This is a genomic window from Borreliella burgdorferi B31 (assembly GCF_000008685.2).
GTDB lineage: Bacteria > Spirochaetota > Spirochaetia > Borreliales > Borreliaceae > Borreliella > Borreliella burgdorferi.
Genome location: NC_001318.1, coordinates 277,080 through 289,923, shown reverse-complemented (window position 1 = coordinate 289,923; position 12,844 = coordinate 277,080). Strand labels below are relative to the sequence as shown.

Sequence of the window (12,844 nt, the reverse complement as noted above, 5' to 3'; positions counted from 1 at the left end):
TGAATTATGAGTGTAGATGAAAAAAGTGATAATGGAGAAAAGCCGGAAATAAAGGGGGTTAAGCTTCCCGATTTAATTGATACTTTACCAGAGGGGGTTGATCCTAGTAATTTTGGGCTTTTAATGGATGTTTCTATGCAGCTTACTGTAGAGCTTGGAAGAACAGAGCGCAAAATAAAAGACATACTTGGCATGTCTGAAGGGACTATTATTACTCTTGACAAACTTGCCGGTGAGCCTGTGGATATTTTAGTAAACGGTAAAATAGTTGCCAAGGGAGAAGTAGTTGTAATTGATGAAAATTTTGGAGTTAGAATTACTGAGATAATTAAAACTAAAAATGAATAATAAATTTTTATTTTTAGTTTTTTTATCGTTTTTTAATTTTTTTACATATGCTAATTCACAAGAGCAGGTAAATTCAGCATCTACCGATTTAGAAAATGAATCTAGCTTGCCAATCTTTGAAGAGGATAAGGCAAATTTTGTTAACAATGATAGTACTCAGCCAGTTTCTATTTTCAATATTTCGGATTTGCTTAAGATAGTTTTATTTTTACTTATTGCTTTTTTTATCTTTTTCTTATTAAAGAAGTTAATTTTTTATTCAAAAAAAAGCAAATATGAACAAAATTCTAATTTAATTAAGGAGCTTGTTTTTTACGAGATAGATGTTAAAAACTCAATAAGAATCATAAACATATTAGACAATGTTTATATATTTTTAGTTTCTAGTAATTCTTTTACTTTACTCAAAGAGATTAAGTCGGAAGAAGAGCTGGAAGATTTAAAACTTAGGCTTAGCAAAATTAATGATTCTGCCAAGAAAGATTCTTTTCAGTCAATCTTTAAGAAAATGTTGCTCAAAAAAGAAGAGATTCCTTCTTCTGGGAATGATTATGTTAAACTTGAGGAGAAAATTGAGGCCTCACTTAAGGATAAACAAGATAGATTAAAAAAATTTTAGAGGGTTTATTTTGAGAAAGTGTTTTAATTTTTTTTTATTTTTTAGTGTAACAAGTTTATCTTTTGCTCAAACAAAATCTTTGCAGACTACTAATGGTCTTAATTTCCCGTTTTTAAATTTTGACAGTATTGGTGGTTCAGAGATAGCTTTTTCTTTGCAGCTTTTGATTCTATTAACCATTATTACCCTTTCTCCAGCTTTTTTAGTTTTAATGACTTCGTTTTTGCGAATATCTATAGTTTTGGATTTTATTAGGCGTGCTTTATCTCTTCAACAATCTCCTCCTACTCAGATAGTAATGGGATTGGCTTTATTTTTAACCATTTTTACTATGTGGCCAACTTTTAATTCTATATATGAACAAGCTTATTTGCCCCTTAAAGAGTCAAAAATAAATTTTAATGAATTTTATAACAAAGGAATTGCTCCTCTTAGAATTTTTATGTATAAGCAGATGTCTGATGGGCGTCATGAAGAGATTAGATTATTTATGAGTATGAGTAATTATGATCGACCAAAAAATTTTAGCGAAGTGCCAACGCATGTTTTAATTGCAGCCTTTATTTTACATGAGCTTAAAGTGGCTTTCAAGATGGGAATTTTAATATTTTTGCCTTTTATAGTTTTAGATATTATTGTTGCTTCTGTTTTAATGGCTATGGGTATGATAATGTTGCCCCCTGTGATGATATCTTTGCCTTTTAAGCTTATTCTTTTTGTAATGGTAGATGGTTGGACTTTAATTACTAGTGGTCTTATTAAAAGTTTTATGTAAGGTTATATATGACTGCAGGACACATTCTTTATTTAATTAGAATTTCTATTGAAAACATTATTATTTTATCAGCCCCAATGTTGATTATAGCTCTTATAGTTGGTCTTTTGATTTCAATTTTTCAAGCCATTACTTCAATTCAAGATCAAACTTTGAGTTTTATTCCAAAGATTATTGTTATACTTTTAGTTATTGTGATTTTTGGTCCTTGGATTTTGAATAAGCTTATGCAGTTTACCTATATGATTTTTAGTCAATTGCAAAATGTTTAATTTATGACTAATTGTACTATTGGGATGAAATTTTGAATTTAAATTTTTTGGTTTTAAAATCTTTTACAATTTTACCTGTGTTGGTTAGAATTTTTATGTTTTTAAAATTTTCTCCATTTTTTTCAACAATAAAAATTGGATATTTTAATTTTTTCTTTTCTTTGATTCTCTCCGTAATTGTTGTTGAAAAGATTAAAATTATTTATCCTTTAGACAATATGCTTTCTTTTGCGTTAATTTTATTAGGAGAAGCTATTTTAGGTCTTATTCAGGCATTTTTTGTTAATATAATTTTTAATGTTTTTCATTTGGTTGGATTTTTCTTTTCTAATCAAATTGGGCTTGCTTATGCAAATATTTTTGATGTTTTTTCAGAAGAAGATAGCATGATTATTTCACAAATTTTTGCTTATTTGTTTTTGCTTTTGTTCTTATCAAGCGATTTTTTACTTCGTTTTTTTGTGATTGGCATACATGATTCTGTTTTGAACATTAGGGTTGAACATTTGGTCAATATGAGAAATTCAGGATTTGTCAAGCTTTTGCTTATGTCTTTTGGATTTCTTTTTGAAAAAGCTTTATTAATTTCGTTTCCAATATTGTCTTTGCTTTTACTTTTTTATCTAGTATTGGGAATACTTTCAAAGTCATCGCCTCAAATTAATTTATTAATAATTAGCTTTTCAACCTCGCTATTTTTAGGGTTGTTAATTTTATATATTGGATTTCCAAGCTTAGCAATATCTTCAAAAAGAGTGATTGAACTTTCACTAGATTCTCTTGCTAGTTTTTTAAAATTGTTTTCTAGAGTTTTAAAATAATGATAAAAGATGAATTTTTGATTAAAAGTTGGTATATTCCCCTTGATTTTTTTTCCGCAGATGATGAGGGAAGAACCGAATTACCTACTGACCAGAAAAAGCAAAAAGCAAGAGAAGAAGGCCGGGTATTAAAGTCTACTGAAATTAATACTGCCGTTAGTCTTTTGTTGTTATTTGCATTGTTTTTTTTCATGCTTTCTTATTTTGCTTTAGATTTAATAGCTGTTTTTAAAGAGCAGGCCATCAAGCTTCCTGAAGTTATGCGTATGAGTGTTTATACTATGGGTTTTGCATATATTAGATCTATCATGGGGTATGTCGTTTTGTTTTTTTTCGCATCTTTAGCTGTTAATTTTTTTGTTAATATTATTCAAGTAGGCTTTTTTATTACTTTTAAATCTTTGGAGCCAAGGTGGGATAAAATTAGTTTTAATTTTTCCAGATGGGCAAAAAATTCTTTTTTTTCAGCAGGGGCTTTTTTCAATTTGTTTAAAAGTTTGTTAAAAGTTGTTATAATATGCTTGATATATTATTTTATTATAGAAAACAATATAGGCAAAATTTCTAAGCTTTCGGAGTATACACTTCAATCTGGAATTTCTATTGTGTTAGTGATTGCCTATAAGATATGTTTTTTTTCAGTAATGTTTTTGGCAATTGTAGGGGTGTTTGATTATTTGTTTCAAAGATCTCAGTACATTGAGAGTTTGAAAATGACAAAAGAAGAGGTAAAGCAGGAAAGAAAGGAAATGGAAGGTGATCCTTTACTTCGATCTAGAATAAAAGAGAGAATGAGGGTTATTTTAAGTACCAATTTAAGAGTAGCTATTCCTCAAGCAGATGTAGTAATTACAAATCCAGAACATTTTGCAGTTGCTATTAAATGGGATAGCGAAACAATGTTAGCTCCAAAGGTGCTTGCAAAAGGTCAAGATGAAATAGCTCTCACAATTAAAAAAATTGCAAGAGAAAATAATGTTCCTTTAATGGAAAATAAGCTCCTTGCAAGAGCTCTTTATGCTAATGTTAAGGTTAATGAAGAGATTCCAAGAGAATATTGGGAGATTGTTTCAAAAATTCTTGTGAGAGTATATTCTATTACTAAAAAGTTTAATTAGAGGTTCTATTGTTGGATGCTAGAAAAAATTCTATATTAGGGTATTTGGGGCTTAATAATAAGTCTGATTTAATAATTTCGGTCGGTTTGATATTTGTTGTTGCCGGTTTTATTTTGCCTCTTCCTGCAGTTATTTTGGATGTTTTGATTACGGTTAATTTAGTAATAAGTCTTTTAATTATTTTAATTGTTCTTTATTCTAAGAGATCTCTAGATTTCTCTGTTTTTCCCACATTACTGCTTGTGATGACTATTTTTGGACTCGTTCTTAATATTTCTTCTACTAGGTTAATTTTAACCAAAGGTATAAATTTTGATGGGCAAATGATAAGAACATTTGGGACATTTGTTGTGGGTAGTTCTGGAATTCAAGGACTTGTTATTGGATTTATAATATTTATAATAATCATTGCTGTTCAATTTATTGTAATTACCAAGGGAGCAACAAGGGTAGCTGAAGTTGCAGCTCGGTTTGCTCTTGATGCACTTCCTGGCAAGCAAATGGCGATTGATTCTGCCTACAGTTCTGGAAATTTGACAGAAGAAGAGGCTACAAGGCAAAAAAACGATTTACAATCAGAAGTCAATTTTTATGGTGCAATGGACGGAGCTTCTAAATTTGTATCAGGAAACGTTAAGGTTGGATTTTTAATAACTCTTATAAATATTCTTGGTGGTTTGTTAGTGGGAATAACTTTGCAAGGTCTTAACTTTAACGAAGCTCTTAACAATTATGTTTCATTGACAGTTGGTGATGGGCTTGTGTCTCAATTGCCATCTCTTTTAATTTCAACGTCTACAGGCTTGATTGTTACTAGGTCGATTTCAAAAAATAGTTTTGGCGGCGAGATTTTTGATCAATTCACAAATCATTTAGGCATTTATTGGATTGTTTCCGGGTTTTTGCTTTTTTTAGCTTTTCTTCCGGGATTTCCAACCCTAATTCTTATGTTTTTAAGTTTGTCAATTGCATTTTTGGCTTATTCTCTTTCAGGAATAAGACAAAAAGAAGAAATAGATAAAAAAATGAAACTTGAAGAAGAGCAGGCGTCAATTTATTCAGACAAAGATGTTTCTCCTGTTGTTCCGCTTGATCCATTAGCTCTTGAGATTGGATATAATCTTGTTCCAATAGTTGATGATACAAAAACTTCTGAGCTGCTTGATCGTATTGTTAAGATAAGGCGTGAGATTGCATTTGAATTTGGAATAGTTGTGCCCAAGATTAGAATAGTTGATAATATGCGACTTGAGCCCAATGCTTATTCTTTTAAACTAAGAGGAGTTGAAGTTGGGCGAGGCGAGATTAAGCTTGGCAAATTTTTAGTGATAAATGTTGGAATTGATTCTGGAATAGATGGAGATCTTGTTAAAGATCCTTCATTTGGACTTCCTTCTCTTTGGGTAAATGATGATGGGCGAGAAACTGCTGAAAAATTAGGATATACTGTTGTAGATCCTCCTTCAATTATTGCTACTCATATGACAGAACTTATTAAAAGACATTCTTATGAAATTTTGACTCGTCAAGATGTTCAAAATACTCTTGATGTTTTTAAAAAAGATTACGGAGCTATTGTTGAAGAGGTTCTTAAGAATTTTTCGGTTGGCGAGATTCAAAGGGTTTTACAAGGTCTTTTAAAAGAGCAGGTTTCAATTCGCAATTTAGTTACAATTTTTGAAACAATTGCAGATTTCACAAGTATTACTAAGGATATATTTTTCTTGATTGAGAAATGTAGGCAATCGGTTGGAAGGCAAATAACTAGTGGATATTTAGATTTAAATTCTGAGCTTAATGTAATAACTTTAAACCCCAGTTTTGAGCAAATGATAATTGATTCTCGTGTAGAATCCAATCATGATCTTATAAGTTCAATTGATCCTAATTTAAAAACTAAATTTATTTATGAACTTTTCAAAATTGTAAACGAAGTTCAAGCAGAAGGTTTTTATCCAGTTGTTCTCTCAAGCGAATCGTCAAGACCTATAATAAAAGTGATAACAAGTAGAGAGATTCCAGATCTTGTTGTTATGTCTGTTTTAGAGGTTCCCCAAAATATTAAAGTTAATGTTCTTAAAACAGTAGAGGTTGAAGAATAATATATGGTTCAATATTTTACAGAAAAAGGTCCAACTTATAATGAAGTCATAGAAATAATTAAGAAAAAATATGGTAAGAATGCTAGGGTTATGACTTATAAAACCGTTCCCCATGGGGGGATTTTAGGTTTATTTAGCAAAGATTGGGTTGAAGTTTCAGGTTATGTTAGATATGACATTGGTAATCAACAAATTAATGTTGAAGATGAAAAGCGAAAGATTCTTCAAAGTATTAAAAGAGAAGAAAATTCTTCAATTGAAGATGTGCTTAAAGAAGTTAAGTCTCTTAAAACAGAACTTGCTCATAAAAAAGAAAATATTAATCATCCAACAATTACAAAAATTGAAGACATTTTAAGAGAAAATGATTTTTCTGAAAATTATATTAAAGACATTAATGAGTTTATTAAGAGAGAATTTAGTTTGTCAGATCTTGATGATTATGAAAGGGTTAGAGAGGATGTTGTTTTATATATTGCAAAGACAATTAAATGTTCAGGATCTATTATTGATAATCTTAAGAAAAGGGTTTTTATTTTAGTTGGTCCAACAGGTGTTGGAAAAACTACCACAATTGCAAAACTTGCAGCAATTTATGGTATTAATGGAGAATCTAAGAGTTTAAATATTAAAATTATTACTATTGATAATTATCGTATTGGAGCTAAAAAACAAATACAAACTTATGGTGATATTATGGGTATTCCGGTTAGAGCAATTGAGTCTTTTAAAGATTTAAAAGATGAAATTACTGATTCAAAGGATTTCGATCTTATACTTGTTGATACAATTGGTAAAAGTCCCAAAGATTTCATGAAGCTTGCTGAGATGAAGGAGCTTCTTAATGCTTGTGGAAGGGATGCTGAATTTCATTTGGCTGTCAGCTCTACCACAAAAACATCAGATGTCAAAGAAATATTTCACCAATTTTCTCCTTTTAATTATAAAACTGTGATTTTTACCAAAGTGGATGAAACCACTTGTGTTGGAAATTTGATAAGTTTGATTTATGAAATGAAGAAGGTAGTTTCTTATGTTACGGATGGGCAAATTGTTCCTCATAATATCAGCGTTGCAGAACCACTTACTTTTATTAGAAGAATAAATGGCTACAGAATAAGCGATGATGCAGAGTTTATTAAGAAGATAAAAAGTAAATCTTATTATTAAGGAAAGTTATAATGGAAGATCAAGCTCAAAGTTTAAGAGATATGATGAGATTAAATGGTAAATTTAATTTTTCAGTTGATGAGAAAGTTCAAAACAGCAAAACAAGATTTATTGCTGTTAGTAGTGGCAAAGGCGGTGTTGGTAAAAGTAATATTGCAATTGGACTTGCTCTTAAATATTCTGAGCTTGGTAAAAAGGTGTTAATACTTGATGCTGATATTGGAATGGCTAATGTTAATATTTTGCTTGGAGTTATTCCCAAGTATAGTATATATCATATGATTGCTCAAAGTCGTGACATCAGAGAAGTAATAACAAAGACCGAGTACAATATTGATCTTTTGGCCGGTGCTTCTGGTACAATGGAGCTTTTAGATCTCTCTGATGTTGATGTTAATAAATTTATAAAAGAATTATTAAAAATATATGAATATGATATAGTTGTAATAGATACTAGTGCCGGAATTTCAAGACAAGTTATTTCATTTTTGCTTTCTAGTGACGATGTTGTTATTGTTACTACTCCAGAACCCACTTCGATTACTGATGCTTATGGAATAATTAAGGTTTTGTCTTATAAGATGGAGAATTTGAAAAATTTAAGGCTTATTGTTAATAGAGTAGCTAATGTTAGCGAGGCCAAGGGAGTTGCTAAAAAGGTTATAGATATTTCAGGGCAATTTTTAAATTTAAATATTGATTATTTGGGTCATATTTATGAGGATCAAAATATTAGAAGTTCTGTTTTTAAGCAAAAACCTTTTGTTTTGGTAAATCCAAATAGCAAAGCTAGCTATTGTCTTGATTCTATTGTTGCCACCCTTGAGGAGGTTTCTCTAGATAATAGAAAAAGAAGAGGGGTTATAGGTTTTATATTAAGATTTTTTGGTGTGGAATAAGACATTATGTTTATAAGCAGGGAATTGAAGTATATTTTATTAACTAGTGTGTCAGCACTGTTTATTTCAGCAGTTTTAGGATTGTTTTGTGGTTTATCATTTTTTACAATCTTAGTGAGATCTTTATTGCAGTTTGTATTTTTTTTTGTTATTGGACTTTTAATTGAATATATCTTTAAGAAATATTTGTCGAATCTTTTTTCAACGGAATTGTCTGGCAATATGGAAAATAAACCTCAAGATGATAAGAAGAGTGATAAAGATTTTAAAGAGAATCTTGATTTTCAAAATAAAAATTCTCTTTATGAGAATTCTCAAAATATCAGTAGTAGTGGTGATTTTATAGAAGAGGTTAAAAAGTATAAATTTGAGACGGAAGACGTGAGTAGAGGGAGTGACAAAAATAAAAAAATGTCATTTATTGAAGATAATGATCCAAAAGTTGTTGCAGATGCTATTAAAACTTTAATGAGCAAGAAGGAATAAATATGGATGACAGGGCTATAAATTTTTCTGAACTTTGTGATAAGATGCGATCTTACTTAGAAAGAGAAAGTCATGTTGATTTAATGGAAATAGAAGCAGATACTCTTGAAGAGGCCTTAAATGATGCTTCTTTGGAGCTCTCGGTACCTTATAAAGAATTAGACTATGAGATTTTGTTAAAAGGTAGTAATGGTATATTGGGATATGGGAAGAAAAAATGGAAAATAGTTGCCTATAGGAATTCTTCTAGCAAGCCTAAAGTGTCTCTTGATTCAAAAAATGATTCAGGTGAAAAAGAAGTTATTTCATCAGATGGTGAATTTTTTATCAGGAAATCTTCAAAAGGTGTATTTCTAAAGGTTATCTCACCAAAAGGACAAGGAATTCCTATTAAGTATCAAGATGTTATTTTTAAATTAGAATTGCATAGCAATATTGAAAATTTCAATAAAGACATTGTGAAAGGTATAGTTGAGAATGCTAGTGGATATTATGAAAAAATTGCTGATTTTGAATCTGATCCTTCTGAAAATGTTACAATGATGGTTCAAATATCAGAAAATTCAATGTCGGTTACCATTGAATTTACTGCGCCTGGAATTAATGGAGCTGAAATTTTTGCACAAGATATTTTCAATATTCTTAGAAAATATGGAGTAATAGATATTGCAATACTTAAGGATAAAGTAGCAAAATTTGTGGATTATCCTGTTTATGGCGAGCCTGTTGAACTTGCAAGGGGTCTAGAGCCAGTAAAGGGTAAGGATTCTTATATTGATTTTATTGTTGATGAAAATAATAGGTTTGGTGAGTATGAGGTTTCAAGCATAGGATTTAGAAATGTAATTGAAGGCGAGGAGTTGGCCAGAATTATTCCTTTTGGCAAAGGTGTAGATGGTTATACCGTTTTTGGTAAAGTGTTAAAATCAGAGAGTGGGCAGGATATTGATTTTATTTTGGGCGAGAATACTTTTAGAGATGGTTATAAAATTCGGGCAAAATGCAATGGGTATATGTCTGTTTCAGATGGTGTAATATCTGTTCATAATATTTATTTAGTCAAAGGTGATGTTGGACCTGCTACTGGAGATATAGTAAATAATGGAATGGTTCTTGTGCAGGGCAATGTTTTAGATGGATACAATATTATGGCCAAAAGTGGAATAGAAGTGAAAGGATTAGTGGGTCGGTGCAATTTAAAAACGGATGGGTCTATTATTTTTCATAGCGGTGTAAATGGTAAGGGTGATTCTAAAATTTATGCACGGGGTAATGTTAGGGCTAAGTTTTTAGAAAATGTCACCTTAAATTGTGGTGGGGAAGTTGAAGTTTTAAGGGGTATTGTTAATTCTTCAGTTTCTTCTAAAAAGAGAGTTCTTTGTATTGGTAAAAAATCAAAAATAGTTGGTTCTAATGTTTGTGCAAAAGAAGAGGTTAGGGCTTATTCTATAGGCTCTGATAGAAGTTGTGAAACCTGTATTGATGTTGGCTATGATCCTGAAATTAAAGATTTACTAACTAGGTTTACTAGTCATCTTGAAAAGATTGAAAAGCGATTAGAAGTTTTAACTAAAGATATTGTTGCTTTAAAAAAGAATATTGTGCTCATTACAGATAAGGCAGAAAAATCCTTAAAGATTGATAGTTACAATGAATTTGTTAATGAGAGTAAAATTCTTAGAATGGAAATAAAAATGATAGAGGCTAAGCGAATTAATTTGCAAAATGAGCTTGAAAATACTAAGATAGAGGGTAAAGTTTCTGTTGAAAATATAGCTTGTTCAGGCGTTAAGCTTTATATTAAGAATGCTTTCTATGAGCTTTCAAAAGATTATAACAACGTTACTTTTATAGAGGATGATAATTATATTAAAGTTATGACCTATATTCCTTTTAAGTCTAGGTGAATAATTTTTAATATAAGGATTTGTATATGGATACATTTGAAGTTTTTAAAATGTCTGTTGTTGGATCTTTTAAAGCTAGACAATTTTTAAGTGAAAGTGAAAAGCACAAAAGATTAAAAATTAATCAAAATGCTAGATTTAGATTTTTAAGAGATTGTCATACTGATTCTGAGGTTGGCAATGTATGTGTAGTTAATAAAGTAGGGGATAATTATTTGCTTTCGTTTCCAGTTAAAAAAAATAAAAATGAAGAGAAGGTGATGCTTAGTTTATATCCTGATAAATTTGAAGATCCTAAAATTGGTAAAAATGTTAATATTAAGAGATAAAATGTTTTAGGGTTTTTATATGTTTATTGTTTTTTATCTTATTTTAATTATATTTATTTTTATATATTTTCATGTGTATATTAATTTGAAAATAAAATCTAATAGCATACTTAGAAAGTTTAAAAGTGAGGTAGATAAAACAATTATTGAAATTAATCAGGCTACGGATAGAAATATAAATATTATTGAAATAAAAATTGAAAGTTTAAATAGAATCATCAAAGAGGTTGATGAGAGAATTGAAATTCTTGACCAGAGGTTGTTAGGGTTTAATAATAGCTCTATTCCTGGCAATAGCCCTTCTAGTTTTGGATCGAAAAGTGATGGAATTTATAAAAGTAATTTGGATTATTCTATGCCTACTATTGAAAAAAATATAATAAAAGAAAGTTATAATGTTCGCAATCAGATTATTTTACTTCATGAACAAGGTATGTCTTTTGAAGCTATTGCTAAAAAGTTTAAGTTAGATTTAGGTGAGGTTGAGTTGATTATTTCAATACATAGGGGAGGTGTTCATGAAAAAATGGATAGGTATTGATCTTGGAACCACAAATACTGTTGCATCGTATTTTGATGTTAGTTCTAAGATAATATTAAATGAAAGGGGTGAGCGAATAACCCCTTCTATTGTTTCTTTCTCAGATAAGGATGTTCTTGTTGGAAGTGCCGCTAAAAATCAAATATTAGTTAATCCTCAAAAAACATTTTATAATTTTAAGACCAATATAGGCTCTAATAATTTTTATAAAGTAGATGGTGAATTTTATAAAGCAGAATATATTTCAGCACATTTGCTCGCTAGTGTTAAAAGGAACGCTGAAAAATTTTTAGATGAAGAGATTGAAAATGCTGTAATAACAGTCCCTGCCTATTTTTCTGAGATTCAAAGAAGATGTGTTGTTGAGGCTGCAAATTTTGCTGGTTTGAATTGTAAGGCCATACTTAATGAACCAACCGCAGCTGCTATTGCTTATGCCTTTGAAAGACAGATTGATGGAATTTTTCTTATTTATGATCTTGGGGGTGGAACTTTTGATGTAACTCTTATGGAAAAACAAGGCGACACCTATACTGTTCTTTCGGTCAAAGGGCAAAGTCGACTTGGAGGTAATGACTTTAATAAAATCATTGAAAAGTATGTTTTAGATAGTTTTAAAAATAAATATCCTGATTTTAATCTAGAAGATATTTTTCTTCTAGAACAGTTAAGAGAGCGAATTGAAGAGGGTAAAAAAAATTTATCTGTTATGGAAGAGGTCGACATTACTTTGCTTTTTCTTGATGGCAAGCATTTGAATTATAATCTTAAAAGGGATGAATTTAATTCAATGATAAGTGAATATATTGACAAAACTATTCAGTTATCTATGGAATGTATTGCTGATTCTGGGGTTGATATTAGTAGTGTTTCAAAAATCATACTTTCTGGTGGTTCAACAAGGATCCCCTTGATTGAAAAAGTTTTAAAGGAATCCTTTCCTTCTGCTACAATTTTAGATGCTTTAAATCAAGATGAAGTTGTAGCTATTGGCGCAGGTATTCATGCTTTTAGTCTTTCTAGAAATGATTCTGTTATTAAGTTTAAGGATGTAACTCCTTATTCTCTTGGACTTGAGATAAAGGATAATGAATTTTTTACTCTAATAAAGAGAAATACTGCTTTGCCAATTTCTAGAAGCAAACTATTTACGACTACTAATGATTATCAAGATGAAATTGAGATTCACATACTTCAAGGTGAATACAAAAAAGCCTCTTTAAATTATTCTATAGGTAGGTTTTCCTTTGGCAATATTCAAAAAGCTTTAAAAGGAATTCCCAAAATTGAGGTACTTTTTACTTTAAATGAAAGTGGTATTTTGAGTGTTAATGCTAAAGATTTAGAGACCAATTCTTCTAATTTTATTGAAATAAAAATTACAAGTTCATCTGATAATGTAGCAAAAGAAAGTCTTTCAAACACTTTTACAAGTATTATTGATTAAAAACTCAAAG

General features: G+C 30.0%; 14 protein-coding genes. All 14 read left to right on the top strand.

The features are described 5' to 3' along the window. Positions 1-6 precede the first annotated feature (6 nt). Genes fliN through BB_RS01310 form a run of 14 tightly spaced genes read left to right on the top strand, consistent with a single transcriptional unit; the run spans position 7 to position 12,834 of the window. Positions 7-348: a flagellar motor switch protein FliN gene (gene fliN, locus BB_RS01375; protein WP_002556876.1), complete on the top strand. Its 342-nt coding sequence runs from the start codon at positions 7-9 to the stop codon at positions 346-348. After that, positions 341-967: a flagella biosynthesis regulatory protein FliZ gene (locus BB_RS01370; RefSeq protein WP_002665214.1), complete on the top strand. Its 627-nt coding sequence runs from the start codon at positions 341-343 to the stop codon at positions 965-967. The genes fliN and BB_RS01370 overlap by 8 nt, the downstream gene beginning before the upstream one ends. 10 nt (positions 968-977) lie before the next feature. After that, positions 978-1,742, top strand: a complete 765-nt coding sequence (gene fliP, locus BB_RS01365; RefSeq protein ID WP_002556874.1) for a flagellar type III secretion system pore protein FliP — start codon at positions 978-980, stop codon at positions 1,740-1,742. 8 nt (positions 1,743-1,750) lie between these two features. After that, positions 1,751-2,014, top strand: coding sequence for a flagellar biosynthesis protein FliQ (fliQ, locus tag BB_RS01360; protein WP_002655982.1), 264 nt, complete (start codon positions 1,751-1,753; stop codon positions 2,012-2,014). A 32-nt stretch (positions 2,015-2,046) separates the two neighbouring features. Further along, positions 2,047-2,835, top strand: a complete 789-nt coding sequence (gene fliR / locus BB_RS01355) for a flagellar biosynthetic protein FliR (RefSeq protein WP_002657717.1) — start codon at positions 2,047-2,049, stop codon at positions 2,833-2,835. Then, on the top strand, positions 2,835-3,953 hold the full coding sequence (gene flhB, locus BB_RS01350) for a flagellar biosynthesis protein FlhB (RefSeq protein WP_002657716.1): 1,119 nt from the start codon (positions 2,835-2,837) through the stop codon (positions 3,951-3,953). The genes fliR and flhB overlap by 1 nt, the downstream gene beginning before the upstream one ends. Before the next feature lie 8 nt (positions 3,954-3,961). Continuing rightward, entirely contained in the window at positions 3,962-6,055 is a 2,094-nt protein-coding gene (gene flhA / locus BB_RS01345; protein ID WP_010889723.1) for a flagellar biosynthesis protein FlhA, read from the top strand. A 3-nt stretch (positions 6,056-6,058) separates the two neighbouring features. Continuing rightward, a complete protein-coding gene (gene flhF / locus BB_RS01340; protein WP_002556869.1) occupies positions 6,059-7,225 on the top strand; it encodes a flagellar biosynthesis GTPase FlhF in 1,167 nt (388 codons plus the stop codon). 11 nt (positions 7,226-7,236) lie between these two features. Continuing rightward, entirely contained in the window at positions 7,237-8,124 is an 888-nt protein-coding gene (locus BB_RS01335) for a MinD/ParA family protein (protein WP_002556868.1), read from the top strand. A gap of 6 nt (positions 8,125-8,130) precedes the next feature. After that, positions 8,131-8,610, top strand: coding sequence for an RNA chaperone Hfq (hfq, locus tag BB_RS01330; RefSeq protein ID WP_010889722.1), 480 nt, complete (start codon positions 8,131-8,133; stop codon positions 8,608-8,610). 2 nt (positions 8,611-8,612) lie between these two features. Further along, positions 8,613-10,517: a FapA family protein gene (locus BB_RS01325; protein ID WP_002657709.1), complete on the top strand. Its 1,905-nt coding sequence runs from the start codon at positions 8,613-8,615 to the stop codon at positions 10,515-10,517. A gap of 26 nt (positions 10,518-10,543) precedes the next feature. Next, entirely contained in the window at positions 10,544-10,846 is a 303-nt protein-coding gene (locus BB_RS01320) for a hypothetical protein (protein WP_002657707.1), read from the top strand. 19 nt (positions 10,847-10,865) lie between these two features. Continuing rightward, the gene (locus BB_RS01315; RefSeq protein WP_002556864.1) at positions 10,866-11,387 is read left to right on the top strand and encodes a DUF6115 domain-containing protein; all 522 of its coding nucleotides are present in this window, start codon (positions 10,866-10,868) and stop codon (positions 11,385-11,387) included. After that, a complete protein-coding gene (locus BB_RS01310; RefSeq protein WP_002656040.1) occupies positions 11,365-12,834 on the top strand; it encodes an Hsp70 family protein in 1,470 nt (489 codons plus the stop codon). Before BB_RS01315 ends, BB_RS01310 begins: the two co-directional genes overlap by 23 nt. Positions 12,835-12,844 lie beyond the last annotated feature (10 nt).